The 17825-nt window shown below is 56.1% G+C and carries 12 protein-coding genes; 9 read left to right on the top strand and 3 right to left on the bottom strand.

The window, feature by feature from the left end; all coding sequences use genetic code 11:
* Window positions 1-306 precede the first annotated feature (306 nt).
* Window positions 307-3897, top strand: a complete 3591-nt coding sequence (gene nifJ / locus LIO98_RS11505; protein WP_291957165.1) for a pyruvate:ferredoxin (flavodoxin) oxidoreductase — start codon at window positions 307-309, stop codon at window positions 3895-3897.
* A 239-nt stretch (window positions 3898-4136) separates the two neighbouring features.
* On the opposite strand, the gene LIO98_RS11500 is transcribed toward nifJ, so the two are convergent.
* The gene (locus LIO98_RS11500) at window positions 4137-4958 is read right to left on the bottom strand and encodes a MurR/RpiR family transcriptional regulator (RefSeq protein ID WP_291957167.1); all 822 of its coding nucleotides are present in this window, start codon (window positions 4956-4958) and stop codon (window positions 4137-4139) included.
* A 231-nt stretch (window positions 4959-5189) separates the two neighbouring features.
* Between LIO98_RS11500 and LIO98_RS11495 the strand changes: the two genes are divergently transcribed.
* The 6 genes from LIO98_RS11495 to LIO98_RS11470 all read left to right on the top strand — a co-directional run bounded on the left by LIO98_RS11495 (window position 5190) and on the right by LIO98_RS11470 (window position 12156).
* The gene (locus LIO98_RS11495; RefSeq protein ID WP_291957163.1) at window positions 5190-6530 is read left to right on the top strand and encodes an aminotransferase class III-fold pyridoxal phosphate-dependent enzyme; all 1341 of its coding nucleotides are present in this window, start codon (window positions 5190-5192) and stop codon (window positions 6528-6530) included.
* A gap of 67 nt (window positions 6531-6597) precedes the next feature.
* Window positions 6598-7554, top strand: coding sequence for a TAXI family TRAP transporter solute-binding subunit (locus LIO98_RS11490; protein WP_291957160.1), 957 nt, complete (start codon window positions 6598-6600; stop codon window positions 7552-7554).
* Between the two features lie 108 nt (window positions 7555-7662).
* Window positions 7663-9612 (top strand): TRAP transporter permease, encoded by a 1950-nt coding sequence (locus tag LIO98_RS11485; protein ID WP_291957157.1) that lies wholly within the window; start codon window positions 7663-7665, stop codon window positions 9610-9612.
* On the top strand, window positions 9612-10301 hold the full coding sequence (locus tag LIO98_RS11480) for a CoA transferase subunit A (RefSeq protein ID WP_291957154.1): 690 nt from the start codon (window positions 9612-9614) through the stop codon (window positions 10299-10301). The genes LIO98_RS11485 and LIO98_RS11480 overlap by 1 nt, the downstream gene beginning before the upstream one ends.
* Window positions 10285-10965, top strand: a complete 681-nt coding sequence (locus tag LIO98_RS11475; RefSeq protein ID WP_291957151.1) for a 3-oxoacid CoA-transferase subunit B — start codon at window positions 10285-10287, stop codon at window positions 10963-10965. The genes LIO98_RS11480 and LIO98_RS11475 overlap by 17 nt, the downstream gene beginning before the upstream one ends.
* Window positions 10966-12156, top strand: coding sequence for an acetyl-CoA C-acyltransferase (locus LIO98_RS11470; RefSeq protein WP_291957149.1), 1191 nt, complete (start codon window positions 10966-10968; stop codon window positions 12154-12156). It abuts the gene before it with no gap.
* A 106-nt stretch (window positions 12157-12262) separates the two neighbouring features.
* On the opposite strand, the gene LIO98_RS11465 is transcribed toward LIO98_RS11470, so the two are convergent.
* Together LIO98_RS11465 and LIO98_RS11460 are read right to left on the bottom strand one after the other, a co-directional pair.
* Entirely contained in the window at window positions 12263-13033 is a 771-nt protein-coding gene (locus tag LIO98_RS11465) for a glucose 1-dehydrogenase (protein WP_291957146.1), read from the bottom strand.
* A 108-nt stretch (window positions 13034-13141) separates the two neighbouring features.
* The gene (locus LIO98_RS11460) at window positions 13142-14869 is read right to left on the bottom strand and encodes a thiamine pyrophosphate-binding protein (RefSeq protein WP_291957143.1); all 1728 of its coding nucleotides are present in this window, start codon (window positions 14867-14869) and stop codon (window positions 13142-13144) included.
* Window positions 14870-15156: 287 nt separating this feature from the next.
* On the opposite strand from LIO98_RS11460, the gene LIO98_RS11455 reads away from it, so the two are divergent.
* A complete protein-coding gene (locus tag LIO98_RS11455) occupies window positions 15157-16446 on the top strand; it encodes an FAD-dependent oxidoreductase (RefSeq protein WP_291957140.1) in 1290 nt (429 codons plus the stop codon).
* Between the two features lie 81 nt (window positions 16447-16527).
* On the top strand, window positions 16528-17825 hold a 1298-nt coding region (locus tag LIO98_RS11450; protein ID WP_291957136.1), incomplete at its 3' end, for a hypothetical protein.

The raw sequence follows: 17825 nt of genomic DNA, 5'->3' as shown, positions 1-17825 counted from the left end.
GAGCCCGCGGCAAAAGCCGCGGGAGAACCTAAGGTCAACTCTCCCTCACCCCGCTGCGCGGGGAGCTCCCTCAAAAGAGGGCGCCTCTAAGGGCAAAGTCAAAAGCTAAACCGCAATTTACCGTTTTGCGGGCGGGGACAGAGCGGGATCATGCCGCTTGATGAATGTTCCTGCGCGGAGATTTTCGCGGTGCGGGAGTTGGCTGCTGCGGACATTGTGATAGAATCTATAGGATAGTCTCCTATATTACGGCAATAGACGGCAAAGATTAAGATAAATTCGGAACGCTTGAAAGGGGTCCGTGCAATGAGAGAAAAGAACCTTGTAACGATGGATGGGAACGAGGCGGCGGCCTATATAGCCTATGCCTTCACCGAGGTGGCGGCGATATATCCGATCACCCCCTCTTCGCCGATGGCGGAAAAGACGGACGCCTGGTCCGCCAAAGGAAAGAAAAACATCTTCGGGCAGACCGTTTCGCTGATAGAGATGCAGTCCGAGGCCGGCGCGGCGGCGGCGGTGCATGGTGCGCTTGAGACCGGTGCTCTGGCCGCCTCCTTCACCTCATCGCAGGGGCTGATGCTGATGATCCCCGTGCTTCACAGGCTTTCGGGGCAGCGTCACCCCGGCGTGCTCCACGTCGCGGCGCGTACCGTCGGCACCCACGCCTTTTCGATCTTCGGCGACCATTCCGACGTGATGAACTGCCGCCAGTGCGGGCTCGCGGTGCTCGCGACGGGCGGCGTGCAGGAGATAATGGATCTCGGCGGTGTCGCGCACCTTGCGGCGATAAAGTCGCGCATCCCCTTCATGCACTTTTTCGACGGCTTCCGCACCTCCCACGAGATAGACAAGGTGGAGGAGATGCCCTACGAGACGCTTGAATCGCTGCTCGACAGGGAGGCCCTCGCCGAATTCCGCGCCGCCGCGCTCAACCCCGAGCGTCCGATGATGCGCAGCACCGTGCAGAATCCCGACATTTACTTCCAGGTGCGCGAGGCCAACAACGGCTTCTATGACGCGCTGCCCGGTATCGTGGAAGATTATATGGAGAAGATAAGCGCGGTAACCGGCCGCGAATATCACCTCTTCAACTACTACGGAGCGCCGGATGCCGAAGAGGTGATCGTCGCGATGGGCTCCGTCAGCGGCACGGTTGAGGAGGCCGTTGATTACCTCAACGCGCATGGCAGAAAGACCGGCTTCATACAGGTGCACCTCTTCCGTCCCTTCTCGATCAAGCATCTTTTCGCGGTGCTCCCCGCCACGGTGAAAAAGATCGCCGCGCTCGACCGCTGCAAGGAGATGGGAGCCAACGGCGGTCCGCTTTATCAGGATATCTGCACCGCCTTTACCGGTTCCGGCCGCGAGGTGACGATCGTCGGCGGACGCTACGGGCTTTCTTCAAAGGATACCGATCCGACGCAGATTATCGCCGTATTTGACAACCTCGCGAAGGCCGAGCCGAAGAACGACTTTACGATCGGCATCACCGACGACGTGACGTACCTCTCGCTGCCGCTTGGCGAGACGGTCTACCCCGACGGCGCGCGCCAGATGTCCTTCAAATTCTGGGGGCTTGGCGGCGACGGCACCGTCGGCGCGAACAAAAACACCATCGACATCATCAACAGTTACACGCCGAAATATGGACAGGCCTATTTTGAATATGACGCGAAAAAATCATTCGGCGTCACCATATCGCACCTGCGCTTCTCCGACAGCCCGATACGCTCCTCATACTTCGTGAAGCGGGCCGATTTCGTCGCGGCGCATAACCAGACCTACATCCAGAACTACGACATCGTCAGCGAACTCAAAGAGGGCGGCACCCTGCTGCTCAACTGCCCGTGGGAGCCGGAAGAGCTTGAAGACAAGATTCCCGCCGACATCCGCCGCAAGCTCGCGCGGAAAAAGGCGAATTTCTACATCATCAACGCCACCAAGATCGCCGAGAAGCACGGGCTCGGCAGCCACGTTAACATCCCGCTTCAGTCGGCCTTCTTCCACCTCGTCGATCTCATCCCGATCAAGGAGGCAAAGGAATATATGGCGGACGCCGTGCGGAAAACCTTCTTCGCGAAGGGGGACGAGGTCGTTAACCGCAACATCGCGGCGATCGAAGACGGCGGCGCGATGCTCGTGAAGGTTGAAATCCCCGATTCCTGGCTTGACGCCAAAGACGAACCAAAACAGCGCCGCGCCGGTGAACCGGCGATCATTGAGAAGCTGCTGGAGCCGATCAACCGCCAGCAGGGGGACAGTCTCCCCGTCAGCGCTTTTAAGGGTTACGAGGACGGCACCGTCGAGCTGGGCCTTACGGCCTTTGAAAAGCGCGCGATCGCGACCAGCGTCCCCGAATGGGACCCCGCGCGCTGCATCCAGTGCAACCGCTGTTCCTATGTCTGTCCGCACGCCGTTATCCGTCCCTACCTCCTCAGCGAGGAAGAAAAAAAGGCGGCCCCCGAGGGCTTCCTTACTATGCCCGCGGTCGGCATGAAGGAATTCTCCTTCTCCATGCAGGTGAGCCGCGACGACTGCACCGGCTGCGGCAGCTGCGTCACCGTGTGCCCGAGCACAGCCCCCCGTTCCAGCGAAGCTGGGACATTAAAAAACTCCTCAGGGGGCAAGCCTGCGGATGCGCCTGCCGCGGCTAAGGAAAAGGCGCTGACGATGGTGCCGATAGAAAAATCAAAGTCGCTTCCCGAACAGTGGGCCTTCGGCCTCACCATCTCCGACAAGGAGGGCAAGTTCGATCCCTGGACTGTGAAGGGCAGCCAGTTCCGCCAGCCGCTGCTTGAATTTTCGGCGGCCTGTGCCGGCTGCGGCGAGACTCCTTACGCGAAGCTGATGACGCAGCTCTTCGGAGACCGCGTCTACTGGGCCAACGCCACCGGCTGTTCGCAGGCCTGGGGCGGCGCGATGCCCGGAATACCATACACAAAAAATAAAGAGGGAAAGGGACCGGCCTGGTCGAACTCGCTCTTTGAAAACAACGCCGAATTCAGCCTCGGAATGTTCCTCTCCGTGAAACAGCAGCGCGAGGCACAGAGGCTGCGCACCGAAAAGCTGCTTGCGGCGGAGATCCCCGCGGCGCTCAGGACGGAGCTTGAGGCGTGGCTCGCGGCCTTCGACGACTTCAACGGCTCCTCGTCGGCGGCGAAAAATCTGACGGCGGCGCTTGCGGCGGCCGAACTCACCGGCGAAGCCGCCATGACGGCGCGGGAAATGCTCGCGAACCGCGACCAGCTCTCCAAAAAGACCTTCTGGATGTACGGCGGCGACGGCTGGGCCTACGACATTGGCTTCGGCGGCCTCGACCACGTCCTCGCAATGGGAGAGAACGTCAACGCTCTGATCGTCGACACGGAAGTCTATTCCAACACCGGCGGTCAGTCCTCGAAGTCGACGCCGATCGGCGCCGTCGCGCAGTTCTGCATAAGCGGTAAAAAGGTCGCGAAAAAGGACCTCGGCGCGATGCTCATGACCTACGGCAACATCTACGTCGCGCAGGTGGCGATGGGCGCGGATATGAACCAGCTCATCAAAGCCATGCGCGAGGCCGAGGAATACGAGGGCCCATCGGTGATCATCGCCTACACGCCCTGCCTCGCGCACGGCATCAAAGGCGGTATGGGCAGCGCGCAGGAGGAGATGAAGCGCGCAGTCGCCTCCGGTTATTGGACCCTCTACCGTTACGACCCGCGCAAAGAAAAGCCGCTTACGATAGACTCCAAAGCTCCGACGATGGAATACGAGGAGTTCCTCGACGGCGAGGTCCGTTACGCGGCGCTCAAACGTACCTTCCCCGAGAACGCGAAGAAATACTTCAAAGAGGGCAGCGAAGAGGCAAAGGCGAAGTACGCGAAGTATAAGCACATGGAAGACAACCAGTAAATCGGCGTTTATAAGCACGATTTGCGTCATAAAACGGGGGCCCCGAATCCTCACCGTATGAAGATACGGTTCCGGTATCGGAGCCCCCATTTTATTTAGCAACTCGCACTTCTAAACGCCGATTTATCTCCGATGGGGCAATGATAAACAGCGATTTATCTTCGATAGGCTAAATGGCAGATTGCTGTTTATTGTTATCTCTCTGCCGCTAAATCATGCTTATTGACTCTGATTTACTGTCAGCAGTAGATATCTCTCTTTTCCCAGATCTCCTCCAGCTCTCCCAGACGGCGAAGGGCCGTGGGCCCCATATATTCCGCCACCTGTATGAGCAGGGCGTTTATCAGACCGGTTGGTATCAATAAGGAATCTATATGCGCGATGTGCGAGCATGGCGCGACGACGGCCATATCGGCCTCCCGTGCGAGAGGGCTGTTCATGGAATCGGTTATTGCCGCCGTTTTGAATCCGTTGCTTTTTGCGAAGGCGATGCATTCCACAGTCTGTCTTGTATAACGCGGAAAACTTATGCCTAGAGTTAAACTGTTCTTAGGAGCCGCGGTAAGATAGTTGCCAAGATTCTCATACGAGGGAATGAAAATTTTAGGGAAAAACCATGACAGGTAATATTCCATATACTGTACCAGGCAGCGAATGCTTCGCAGTCCTATCAGATATACGGCTCCCGCCTCACATATCTCTGCGGCCAGCAGTTTGAGGGCTTTGTCGTTGTCTCCATTGGCCTTCAGATAATATTTTGCCAGTTCAAGGTCACGCGCTATTACACCGGCGACATAGCCGCCCTCGTCTGGAAGCAGTTTATGGAGCTGAAGGCGTCCGATGGTGGAGAGCTGACTTTGCGCCTCCAACTGTAACGATTTGATAAAGTCGGGGAAATTCGCGTACCCGAGAGTGGACGCCAAACGAATGGCGGAGGCTTCGCTGGAACCGGCGTTATATCCAAGCTCCGCAGCTGTCATGAAGATAGATTTTTCCTTATTTGAAAGCATATAGGAAGCGATATTTTTCTGCGCCGAAGGCAACGTTTCAAGATGCTCCATTATTTTTTGCCAGCTCAATTTGTCCACCCGCCATTAATAATTTATTTATTGATAATTGTACACATATATATTGGCTTGTGCTAGGAAAGTTTAATGTGTTTGTATTGACAAAATAGCTCAGAAGACTTATAAATTATATGAAGGAATTCCTTCATATAATTTATAAATATAATTATATTGGTGAATAAATGAAGTATTTCCTTCAATAGATTATACAAAGGAGGGGATTTTATGCAGCAGCATTTATTTCCAAGAAGTTTTAAGACTAATTATTTAGAGGCAGACTACGGTGAAGGTATCTATATCTATGATAAACAGGGTAAAAGGTATCTGGATGGCTGCAGCGGTGCGCTTATCTCGAATTTAGGACATTGCAACAAAGATATCGTAACGGCGGTAGAGAAACAATTTGGCAGGCTGGAGTTTGCCCACCCGTCGCGCTGGCATGTCGATATAGTGGAAGAGGCCGCGGCGGCCATTGCTGAGACGGCTCCCGGCGATCTTGACAACGTCTGGTTTGTCAGCGGCGGCAGCGAAGCCGTTGAGACGGCCTTAAAACTGGCACGGCAATATTATGTTGAGCGTGACGGCGCCGGCAGCAGCAAACATATTACCATCGGCAGATGGAATTCATATCACGGCAGTACGATCGGCACGATGGCCGTGGCCGGGTCAATGGCCCGCCGCCGCGTATTTTCCCCGTTGTTCGCCGAATCGCCGAAGATCCCCTCTACGTATTGTTATCGCTGCCATTTTCATAAGCAATATCCCCAATGCGGGCTGCTTTGCGCCCGGGCTCTGGAAGAGATGATCCAGATAATCGGTCCGCAGTATATATCATCGTTTATCGCGGAGCCGATCGTTGGTTCAACCGTCGGCGCCGTGGTCCCTCCCGACGAGTACTGGCCTATGGTACGGGATATATGTGACAGGTACGACATCCTCCTAATTGCGGACGAAGTAATGACGGGCTGTGGGCGTACCGGTAAGAACTTCTGCGTGGACCACTGGGATGTCGTACCTGACATCATCGCCACCGCAAAGGGCATGGCGGCCGGTTATGTGCCGACGGGCGGCATTATCGCCAGAAATAACATCGTAGAGGCGATCAAAGACGGCAGCGGCGCTTTCATGCACGGCCATACGTACAACGGCAACCCAATGAGCGCCGCCGCTGTGGCCGCCGTCTTTAAATATATGAAGGAGCATGGCGTTGTGGAGAATGCCGCGAAGATGGGCGAACTTCTGGGCGCAGGGCTTAAAAAGATCGGTGAAGAGAGCGCCATAATTGGCGAGGTCCGCGGCAAAGGGCTGATGTGGGGTTTTGAGGTCGTGAAAGACAAGGCGTCGAGGGAGCCGTTTGATAAAAAGACGGCGGCGGCAAATGTGGTTACGAAAGCCTGCATCGAAGAGGGGCTCATCATTTATCCCGGCGGCGGACAGATAAGAGGAACCAGCGGAGACAACTTTATGACGGCGCCGCCGCTGATTATCACGGAAATTCAGGTGAAAGAACTTCTGGAAAAGCTGAAAAATGGGATCAAGAGAGCGGAAGCGGCTCTTGTAAAGTAAGTAGCGTGTTCACACCTCTGTAAAGGCCATAAAAGAGGATTTTCTAATTTAGGAGGGAGATTGCAGCATGAAGAAGAGCAGAGTTTTAATAAGTATGGTTATTTTGGCGCTGTTTGCCTCAGCGGCCTTCGCCACGACATTTGTGACGATCGGTTCAGGAGGAGTCGGGGGCACCTATTATCCGCTGGGCGGAGTGATGGCGGAGCTTCTTACCAAGGGTAATGTCGATATCAAAGCGACTTCGCGTTCAACGGCGGCCTCGAAGGAGAACTGCCGCCTGGTGGCTTCAAACAAGGCTCAGATAGGAATGACGATGGGCTCAACGCTGTATCAGGCGTACACGGGAACGGAAGCTTTCAAAGATGACGGTAAACTGCCGCTTTTGACGCTGATGCATATGTATGCCGCTCCGCAGCATTTGGTAACTACGACCAGAACAGGGATCAAAAAGTTCTCTGACATCAAGGGTAAAAAGGTCTCGCTCGGAGCACAGGGCGGCGGTGACCAGCTTCTTTCCCTGATGATACTTGATGCCGCGGGGATGGATCCCGACAAGGATCTCCGCAAGCAGCAGCTTTCTCAGCCGGAAGCGGTAACTGCGCTTAAGGACGGAAATATCGACGCCGCCTTCTTCAACTTTGCGGTCCCCGGCTCTGCGGTCATGGAGATCGCGGCTGTACGCGATGTAGTGCTGATACCGCTTCCGGATGATGTGATCGCGAAGGTCACGGCGAAACATCCATTCCTTATGCCCTATACGATAACTAAAGGTTCGTACACAAAGCAGGACCAGGACGTCAAGACCGTCGCCGACGGAAATTTCCTCGTCGTGAACAATAAGCTTCCGGAGAAGGTGGCCTATGACATGGTGAAGATCTTCATTGAGAAAAAAGAAGATATCATGAAGGTTACGCCGCAGGCGGTAGATTTTACGCCGCAGAAGGCCGGAATAGGCATCATCCCGTTCCACAAGGGAGCGGCCAAATACTTCAAGGAAAAGGGCGTAAACGTAGAGTCGAAATAATCATCAACGGACATATGGAACACGGGAAGGCTGAGTTCTTCCCGTGTTGCCTTTAAGGTTTCCAATTACAGGAGGTTTAGTAGAATAGCTGACGACTCAGGCAAAAAGATGATCCCTCCGACAGAGACGGTACAGGAAGATAAAATCATTATTGTTGACCCGGAGGAGAGCAAAAAGAGGATATTGTCTGGATACCAGTATTACCTGGTCGCCGGAATCGCAATAATTGCCTCCATATTCCACCTCTACACCGCGGCTTTCGACCTATTCGACGCTATGACGCAGCGGTCGTGGCACTGGATGTTCATGGGATCGCTTCTGTTTCTCTGTTATCCGATGTCTCAGAAGAGAGGCTCGAAGACAAGGATAGAGTGGCTTGACTGGATATTGGCGGGCGCGCTTGTCTTTGGATGCGCGAACATTCTCTACAATTATGAGGCCATCGCGATGCGCGAGGGATCGGCGATACCCTCTGACATATACATAGGCTGCATAATGGTTTTTCTGGTCATTGAGGGCACACGCCGCTCGATGGGGTGGCCGCTGCCGATAATGGCTATCATCGCTATTCTTTACGGTATCTTTGGCCCTTATATGCCGGGAATTCTGGCGCACGGCGGATTCAATTTAGATGAATTGGCTCCATTTCTTTATCTCAGAACGGACGGAATCTTTGGCGTACCCCTCGGAGTCTCTGCCTCATTTATATTCCTGTTCATTCTCTTTGGAGCTTTCCTTAGTTCGTCGGGAGCGGGGCAGTTCTTCATAGACCTTGCCGTCGCGGTAGCGGGCAGGAGTCAGGGCGGTCCCGGTAAAGCCGCCGTCGTCGCGAGCGGCCTGATGGGTACGGTATCTGGAAGTTCATGCGGCAACGCCGTCACCACCGGCGCGTTCACGATCCCTCTAATGAAGCAGGCTGGTTATAATTCAGAATTTGCCGGAGCGATAGTTGCCTGCGCCTTGACAGGAGGGCAGGTAATGCCCCCTGTAATGGGAGCGGCGGCCTTCGTTATGGCGCAGTTCCTTGGCGTCTCATACTGGGAGATCGTCGTTGCGGCGGCGATACCGGCAACGCTTTACTTTATATCGATCATGGCGATGGTCCATTTCCGCGCCGGTAAAAAGCGCATGGCACGCCTTGATAAAGAGGATATCCCCAAGGTCAGGGTCGTTCTGCGCAATGGAGCTCACCTTCTCCTGCCGATATTGGCGCTGATCGTATTTCTCGCGCTGGGCTATTCTCCGACCATGGCCGTCTTCTGGTCGATCATTGCGATAATAGTCTTTTCATGGCTTGGTGACAAAGAGCACAGGATGACGCCCAAAAAGATTATCGCGGCGCTGATCTCCGGCGGCACCGGAGCCATCGAGGTGGCGGCCGCCTGCGCCTGCTCAGGTATCGTCATCGGCGTTATCGCCATCACGGGCGTGGGGCTGGCCTTTTCCTCGTTTGTTCTTAGCCTGTCGCACGGAATCCTCCCGCTGGCGCTGATACTGACGATGATCGGTTCGATCATCCTGGGGATGGGTGTGCCCACTACGGCGCAGTACATCATTACCTCTACTCTGGCCGCGCCAGCGCTTGCTCAGATGGGAGTTCCCATGATGTCGGCGCATCTTTTCTGTCTCTATTTCGGCGTGCTGGCGGATGTTACGCCGCCTGTGGCGCTGGCCACCTATGCGGCCTCCGGCATCGCCAAATCGAATCCGATCAAGACTGGTTTTACGGCGCTTGTCACCGCCGCCGCCGGTTTTCTCGTCCCCTTTATGTTCGTGTACAATCCCTATCTGCTTCTGCAGGGGAATGTATTCCACATATTGATAGGCTGTGTTACGGCGCTGATCGGGATTCTGGGACTCTCTGCCGGGGTGCAGGGTTATTTGGCCAGCGATCTCAATATCGTGGAGAGGCTGCTTTTGCTCTGCGTTCCATTTTTGATAATATATCCGACTCTGACGAGCAACCTGATCGGAGTCGCGATAATTGCGGCAATTTATATTATGCAGAAGATCAATCTTAAAAAGAAAGGGCTTTCAGGAGAGGGAGGAATCGTGTGATGCCTAAAAAAATCATCAAACCTGTGGTTTCCGCGCAGGAGGCCGTCAGATGTATAAAGAGTGGTGACTCAGTCATGGTTGGCGGGTTCAATTACGGAGGGATTCCCTATACTCTCACGGACGCGCTCTACGACCAGGGGACCGACCAGCTGACACTGATTTCCAACGACACGATCTATGAATTCTGCGGACAGGGAAAACTTGTCGCAGGCGGGCGCTGTAAGAAGGTTATCGCCTCCCATGTGGGGCTCAACAAGACTACCGGACGGCTCTTTCATGAGGGAAAGATGGAACTTGAGCTCTTTCCGCAGGGGACATATGTGGAAAAGATCAGGGCCGGAGGCGCCGGGCTAGGCGGTTTTCTCACCCCGACAGGCGTCGGTACCGTAGTCGAAGAGGGGAAAGAGGTCATCGAGGTCAATGGTAAAAAATATATCCTCGAGCTGCCGCTTACAGCCGACGTCGCCTTGGTGCGGGCCTTCAGGGCCGACCGGATGGGCAATCTTACGTACACTGGGACGAACAAGAACTTCAACCCGACGATGGCGACTGCGGCAAAGATCGTAATCGCCGAGGTGGACGAGGTTGTGAATGTCGGCGAACTGGACCATGACAACATTGTGACCCAAGGTGTTCTTGTTGATATGCTGGTATTGAAAGGAGATTCCATCTATGCTGCCAGAACTTGATGAACAGCTCGTCAGAGAGCGCATAGCAAAGAGAATAGCCATGGAATTTGAGGAAGGGGAGGTGGTGAACCTCGGCATTGGAATTCCTACGCTTGTCGCCGATTACATCCCGGAGGGAAAGCATGTCATATTTCAGGCGGAAAACGGCGCTATCGGTATAGGTCCGCCTCCGCCCGTGCCGAATTATAAGTGTATAGGAGCCGGCGGGCGCTTTATCAGCCTCCTGCCAGGCGGCAGCTTCTTCTCAAGCGATACGAGTTTCGGGCTTATCAGGGGCGGCCATATCGATGCGACCGTACTGGGAACGCTGGAGGTCGATCAGCACGGCAATCTCGCAAACTGGTGGATTCCCGGCAAGAGCGTGCCAGGGATGGGAGGGGCGATGGATCTTGTTGTCGGAGCCAGGCGCGTATATGTGGCGATGACCCATGTTACAAAAAAGGGCGCTCCTAAAATATTAAAGAAATGCACGCTGCCGCTCACGGCGGTCGGCGTTGTGGATATGGTTGTGACCGAGTTTGCCGTATTTACAATAAAGGATGGAAAGGTGACCCTGATAGAGATCGCTCCGGAGGTGACCCAGGAACAGATAAGGGCAAATACAGAGGCCGATTATGAAGTTGCGGAGGATATTGCCGTCTATCGTGGATTGGAGGTCGCATAAATGGAAAAGGCCGTTATTTTAAGCGCCTGCCGCACCGCCGGCGGAAAATTCGGCGGACAGTTTAAAAAATTTTCCGCGACGGATCTGGGAGCGTCCGCGCTCAAAGAGGCGGTGCTTCGTTCCGGCGCTCCGTGTGAATCGGTGGAAGAGGTCATTTTGGGCAACGGCTGGCAGGCTGGCGTGGGAGCCAATCCGGCGCGCAGCGCGATGTATAAAGCCGGTATTCCTGTAAATGTTCCTGCCTTCACCGTAAATATCCGCTGCGGTTCGGGGCTGCGTACAGTCATGTTGGCCGCCGACAGGATACGTCTCGGTGACGCAAAGGCGATCCTCGCCGGAGGCATGGAAAGCGCTACCAACACCCCCTATCTCCTGCCAGGCGCCCGCTGGGGATTCCGTATGGGCAAGCAAGAGGCGCTTGACGCGCTGCACGCCGACGGCTTCCAATGTCCTTTGGCGGGTGCGCTTATGGGAGAGATAACTGAGAATTACGTGATACCCGAGCTCTCCATTACCCGCGAAGAGCAGGACGAATTTTCATATTACAGCCATAAAAAGGCGGCGGAGGCCATAGAGAAGGGCCTTTTCAAGGATGAGATCGTACCAATAACCTTAAAAGACAAGAAAAAAGGCGAGCTTATTTTAGATACGGACGAGATACCGCGCAGGGATATTTCGCTGGAAGCGCTGGCAAAGCTGCCGGCGATCTTTAAAAAAGAAAATGGTACGATAACGGCAGGTTCCAGCTCCGCGCTCTGCGATGCGGGAAGCGCGGTATTTGTCGCTGGCGCGGAATGGGCACGGGTGAACGGATTGAAGCCAATGGCGGAGATCGTGAGCTATGCAGTTACGGCGACCGATCCGCAGCACTTCCCGATCGCTCCCGTTGACGCGATGAGAATAGCTCTTGACAAGGCGGGCATGACCCTGGAAGAGATGGAATTGATCGAACTCAACGAGGCCTTCGCGGCTCAGGTGATCGCCTGCCATAGAAAAATGCCGTTTGACGTGGAAAAGCTCAACGTACACGGCGGAGCGATATCTCTGGGGCATCCCATAGGAGCCAGCGGGGCGAAAATATTAACGACTTTGATCTATAGCCTCATCAATCAGAATAAAGAGATCGGCATGGCCAGCGCCTGTATCGGCGGCGGTCAGGGGGTTGCAATGGTGATTCGGATAATAAAATAGGAATGCTCCAAAGGTATTTAAATTAAATTCCTTTTTTAAGTGCCTGCCCTTCGCACATAGGCAAGGGGAGATTCCATTCCAGCGTCTCCCCTTGCCATTTTGTTTTCTAATCTATCAGTCTGCCGCCCTCAACGAAGACCGTCTGTCCCGTTATATAGGAGGCGCCCTCTGAGGCGAGGAAGAGGGCCGTGGCGGCGACGTCGCACGGACGGCCGAAGCGGGCCAAGGGGATGTGCGCGAGCAGTTTGTCGCGGGTCGCCTGGTCGCTCAGGTAGCGTTCCGTCTGCGGCGTGACGACGTAACCTGGGGCGACGGCGTTGACGTTGATGCCGTATTCGGCCCACTCGTGGGCCAGCACCTTTGTCAGCTGGCGGATGCCGCCCTTCGCGGCGGCGTATGCCACGAGGTTTTTGTGGCCGCGCGCCGAGGAGACGGAGGCGGTGTTTATTATCTTGCCCCTGACGCCGTTATCCACCATCTGTCGGGCGACGGCGGCGGCGGTAAAGAAGACGGCCTTCAGGTCGACGTCCAGCAGTCTGTCCCACTCGCTTTCCGTGTACTCAAGCGCCGGCTTTCTGTTGTTGAATCCGGCGTGGTTGCAGAGGATGTCGATCCTCCCAAGTCTGTCGGTGCACTCCGCGACCATTGTGGGAATGCTTTCCGTATTCAGCAGGTCGCAGCTTACGAAACAGGCTTCGGCGTTCAGGGCGCGGCAGTCCGCGAGCACCGCCTCCGCCGCCTCCATGTTTCTGCCGGTGATCGCCACCTTCGCGCCGCAGGAGGCGAAGGCGCGCGCCAGCTCGCCGCCGATACCGCCGGTCCCTCCCGTGATAAGGACGCTCTTTTTCCTGAAATCCATCATATTTTTGTAGTCCATAAAGATACCTCTGATCTTTGCAGGATAGAGCTATTTTACCCTAAATGTGTAAAAAACGTCCCTCTGCCGTGGGGCGGAGGGACGTTTTTGGGACATCTTTTATATTATCTAGTATGTCATATCCTCGTCTTTGGCGATATTCGCGGCGGCCCAGCCGGGGACTGGTGGAAGCTGCCGGTCTTCCGGCGGCAGCGGTACGTCGATGAAGCTTGGCCCCTCGGCGGCGAGGCATTTTTTGAATACCTCTTCAAACTCGTTCATGCCGCTGACTCGATAGCCTCTGAGCCCCATAGATTCGGCGAATTTAACGTAGTCGACCTTCGCGAAGTCGGTGAAGCGGCGGAAGTTTTCTGTGATCTCAGCTTTTGTGTGGACGCGCTGAGTGCCGCGTATCCAGCCGAAGGCCCCGTTATTGAAAAGGACGTAAACGATCTTCAGCCCGAGGCGAGCCGCCGTCTCCAGCTCCGCGCCGCAGAAGCCGAAGCTGCCGTCGCCGATGAGCCCTATCACGGGGGCCTCCGACGCCGTACCGCACCGCGCCCCCATCGCCGCCGGTATCGCGTAGCCCAGCGCCCCCATCGAGAAATTATAGGCGGCGCGTCTGCCCGCGCGTCCGATACGCAGGAAGCAGGATGAATAGATCGCCGAACTTCCGGGGTCGACGGCGAAGAAGGCCGTATCGGGCGTCAGTCTCTCGATCGCGCGCACGAGTGAGAGCGGGTGCAGCTCGTCGCCGTAACGCGCCATTACGCCCTCCAGCCTCTTTTCATGCGCCGCCTTTTCTTCTGCGCAGCGCGCGGCCCACGCGCCGCGGTCGGGACACGGCATTCCTTTGAGCGCCGCGGCGAGGGCCGCGAGGGTCTCGCGCACGTCCCCGAAGAGCGGCAGCGCGTCATAGTTGTTGCCGAGCTCGCGTTCGGAGATATCTATCTGGATAAACTTCTGTCCCAAGGCGGGCGATGGTATGTTCCAGCCGTCGGTGTTGGCGGAATCGGTGCTGGTCGCCGCGAAGAGCACGACGTCGGCCTCTTTTATCATATTGTTGTTCCACTCACGGCCGCCGCGAGCGCCGATGACGCCCATCGACAGCGGCTCCTTGTCGTTGAGGCAGCCTTTTGCGTTGATCGTCGAACCCACCGGCATATCCTGCATCTTTGACAATTGTGCCGCCTCCTCCCAGGCTGAGGAATGGACGACCCCCTGTCCGCAGATCATCACCGGGCGGCGCGCCGCGGCGAGCGCCTTTGCCGCCTCCATGATGTCCGCCGCCGCGGCGCTGTTCCGGCATCCGGGGAAGGTTGCGTAACGGCTCTGCGCGTATATATCGCCGTCCGCCACTTCATCCTCTAAGGTATCCATCGGGATGCGGATGTGAACGGGGCCGGGGCGGCCGGTAGTCGCCGTGCGGAAGGCGCGCCGGAAGAGGTGCGGTATCTCGCTGGCGTCGGTGACGGTGAGAGAATCTTTGGCGATGCTCTTGAAGAGCGCCGACTGGTCGAAGCCGGTCAGCATATTCTTAGGTCCCATCTTGAGATCGATGTCTGTCGTCATTACGATGAGCGGCACGCAGGACTGGAAGGCTTCGACGACGCCGGGCACCATGTGCGTAGCGCCGACGCTCGGCCCCTCGCAGATCCCGACGCGGCCGGTGGCCTTCGCGTAGGCGTCGGCCATAAAGACGGAGTTCCTCTCGTCTCTCGTAAGATGGTATTTTATTTCGGGAAATTCCTCCCAGGCCTCGTAGAGACTCAGCGTCGTCTCGCCGGGCAGGCCGAAAACATCGGTCACGTCATAAGCCTTGAGCATCGCAAGAACGGCTTTGCTTGCCTTCATCATATCTTCCCCTCTCAAGAAATTCTTTATCGAATTATTATTCATCACAAATGATTGACTAACTGTCATAAGATTACCCAATTAATCGTGTTTGGTCAATAGTTGGCGCGGAGATTTTTTCGAATAATTTTTCTGCGGCAGGGCTGTTAATACTAAAAAAACCATATACAGAGCCGGTTTGCCTGTTTTTGTCATAAAGATTGACACATAGCTTCGGGGGCATTATAATGAAGTCAATCACTACTCTTCATTGATGAATTAAAATAATTATCGCAGGGAGGCTTATCTACATGAGTAAAATAAAGATCGTGGTAGTTGGCGGCGGCTGGGGAGGCTGCGCGGCGGCGATAGCGGCGGTCAAGGCTGGAGCGGAGGCCGTGCTTCTTGAGCGCACAGACATGCTCCTCGGCACGGGGCTCGTGGGCGGCATCTACCGCAACAACGGGCGTCAGACGGCGGCGGAGGAGATGACGGCGCTGGGCGGCGGCGATCTCTTTCATGTCATGGACGAATGCGCCGGACATAAGAACATCGAATTTCCCGGACATGCCCACGCGAGTCTTTACAATGTATATGAGATAGAACCCGCGGTAAAAAAATACCTCGCCGGCCTGGGCGTTAAGGTCGTCACAAGCGCCTCGGCGATGAAGATAGACAAGAAAGATGGTAAGATGCTCTCCGTCACCGTGCGCGACGGCTCCGTCTACGAGGCGGATGCCTTTGTCGACGCCACGGGGACCTCGGCCGTTCCAGGCAACTGCGTGAAATACGGCAACGGCTGCGCCATGTGCATCCTGCGCTGTCACAGCTTCGCGCCGCGCGTATCCATATGCACGCTCGCGGGGATCGAGGAGTGGAACGGACGCAAGAAGGACGGCTCCCTCGGCGCGATGAGCGGCTCCTGTAAACTTTTCAAGGAATCGCTCTCAGCGGATATCGTCAAAAAACTTAACGAAACCGGCGTCTGCGTCGTGCCTATCCCCGCCGCCGCCAATATGAGCGAAAAACTTGGAATGAAGGCCTGTCAGCAGTACGCGACAAAGGACTTCGCGGAGAACATCATCCTGCTGGACACCGGCCCCGCGAAGCTTATGACCCCCTACTTCCCGCTGGAAAAGCTGTGTCTCGTGCCCGGCTTTGAGAAGGCCCGTTATGAGGACCCGATCGCCGGCGGCAAGGGAAACTCGATGCGCTACTTCCAGTTCGCCAACTGCTCCCACAGTCTTCAGGCCCAGGGTGAGGTGGACAACATCTTCTGCGCCGGTGAAAAGGGCGGCGCGATGGTGGGACACACCGAGGCGGTCGTCACGGGTACCCTCGCGGGCTGCAACGCCGTGCGGCACGCCGCCGGCAAAGAGCTGATCGAGCTGCCGGATGCCCTCGCGGTCGGAGACTTCGTCAACCATGTCACCGACGAGATGAAGAAGGACGAATGCCGCGGCACAAAATATACCTTCTCCGGCTCCGTCTACTTTGAGCGTATGAAGGAATGCGGGCTTTACCTATGCGACCCGACGGAGATAGCCAAGAAGGTTGAAACCACAGGGCGCTGCGGCCTGTTCGCGGAAAAAATCTGCTAAAACTGTTATCCTGGGGACGCTTCGCGCGTCCCCATTTTCGTACCCTTCCCGCTACTTCAAACATTATAAGGAGGCATCTCAATGGTAACAGAACTTTCAGTCATTCACTTTATATATGTAGCCGTAGTATTTGTCTGCATCGCCCTCATGCTCTGCCGCAAAGATATCGTCATAATATGCGTTCTCGGGACTCTGCTGATTGGCGCCATACACACCGGTTCTGTGATCGCGGCCATTCAGGTGCTCTTTAAGGCCCTGATGGTGGCGGGCGAGGACCTCTTCTCCATTATGCTTGTTATCTCCCTTATGGTCGCTATGCTCCGTGTCCTTAATAAAATGGGCGCCGACTACCTGATGTTCCTGCCCTTTAAGAAGGTCATAACCGGCGCGAACCAGTCCTATCTCTTCCTTGGCGTCGTCTCCTACATCGCCGCCTCGCTCTTCTGGCCGACTCCCGCGACGGCGCTTGTCGGCACGCTGCTCATCCCGATCTGCATCAGGGCGGGGCTCACGCCGATGGCCGCCGCCGTCGCCGTCAACATCTTCGGCCACGGCATGGGGCTCTCCGGCGACCTCGTCATCCAGGGGGCGCTGAAGCTCTCCTCCACGGCGGCCAACATCACGGTGGGCGACATGTACTTCAAAGTCGCGCTGCTCTCGATAACCACCGGCATTGTCGCCGGCTTCGTAGGCTGGCTCATGCTCCGCAAAGAGCTCAAGGGCTTCAAGGGTTCAGAGGAGTGGCGGATATGCTGTGAAGTCTCTGAAGCGGATGGCAGCTACAAACCCTGCGCGGTATACTTCGCGGTCGGCGTGCCCGTCGTCTTCTGCTGCGTCATCGCCGCGATGATACACTATAATATAAAGGGCGGCGACGCCACGGCGCTCATCGGCGGCACGGCCCTCATCATCCTCACCGTCGGCACCGTCGTCAACGACGCGAAAAGAAGCTTCGACGATATCGTGGCCTTTCTAAAAGAGGGTTTTCTCTTTGGTATAAAGATCTTCGCGCCAGTCATCCCCATCGCCGCCTTCTTTTTCCTCGGCGCCAACTCCGTCACCGAGATACTCGGAGAGGGAGCGCCGAAGTGCCTCTTTGACGTCGGCAACTGGCTTGCCTTCCATCTGCCGATGGGGCGCGTCCCCGTCGCCTTCGGAAATCTCGTCGTCGGCATGATCGCCGGCATCGAGGGCTCCGGCTTCACAGGCCTCCCCCTGACCGGCAGCCTCGCGCAGGCGATCGGCGGCCCGCTGGGGCTTGACGTCTCCTATATCGCCTCTGTCGGACAGATGGGCTCAATATGGACGGGCGGAGGCTGTCTCGTCCCCTGGGCCTTCGGCCTCGCGGCCACCGCGGGAATCGCCGGCGTCAGCCCCAT

The organism is Cloacibacillus sp., from assembly GCF_020860125.1.
Lineage (GTDB): Bacteria > Synergistota > Synergistia > Synergistales > Synergistaceae > Cloacibacillus.
This window is presented reverse-complemented; position numbering and strand designations above follow the sequence as displayed.

Bases quoted from the DNA above. Each gene is read 5' to 3' on its own strand.
- nifJ (WP_291957165.1), top strand. From the start codon at position 307: ATGAGAGAAAAGAACCTTGTAACGATGGATGGGAACGAGGCGGCGGCC.
- LIO98_RS11500 (WP_291957167.1), bottom strand. From the start codon at position 4,958: ATGGAGCATCTTGAAACGTTGCCTTCGGCGCAGAAAAATATCGCTTCC.
- LIO98_RS11495 (WP_291957163.1), top strand. From the start codon at position 5,190: ATGCAGCAGCATTTATTTCCAAGAAGTTTTAAGACTAATTATTTAGAG.
- LIO98_RS11490 (WP_291957160.1), top strand. From the start codon at position 6,598: ATGAAGAAGAGCAGAGTTTTAATAAGTATGGTTATTTTGGCGCTGTTT.
- LIO98_RS11485 (WP_291957157.1), top strand. From the start codon at position 7,663: ATGATCCCTCCGACAGAGACGGTACAGGAAGATAAAATCATTATTGTT.
- LIO98_RS11480 (WP_291957154.1), top strand. From the start codon at position 9,612: ATGCCTAAAAAAATCATCAAACCTGTGGTTTCCGCGCAGGAGGCCGTC.
- LIO98_RS11475 (WP_291957151.1), top strand. From the start codon at position 10,285: ATGCTGCCAGAACTTGATGAACAGCTCGTCAGAGAGCGCATAGCAAAG.
- LIO98_RS11470 (WP_291957149.1), top strand. From the start codon at position 10,966: ATGGAAAAGGCCGTTATTTTAAGCGCCTGCCGCACCGCCGGCGGAAAA.
- LIO98_RS11465 (WP_291957146.1), bottom strand. From the start codon at position 13,033: ATGGACTACAAAAATATGATGGATTTCAGGAAAAAGAGCGTCCTTATC.
- LIO98_RS11460 (WP_291957143.1), bottom strand. From the start codon at position 14,869: ATGATGAAGGCAAGCAAAGCCGTTCTTGCGATGCTCAAGGCTTATGAC.
- LIO98_RS11455 (WP_291957140.1), top strand. From the start codon at position 15,157: ATGAGTAAAATAAAGATCGTGGTAGTTGGCGGCGGCTGGGGAGGCTGC.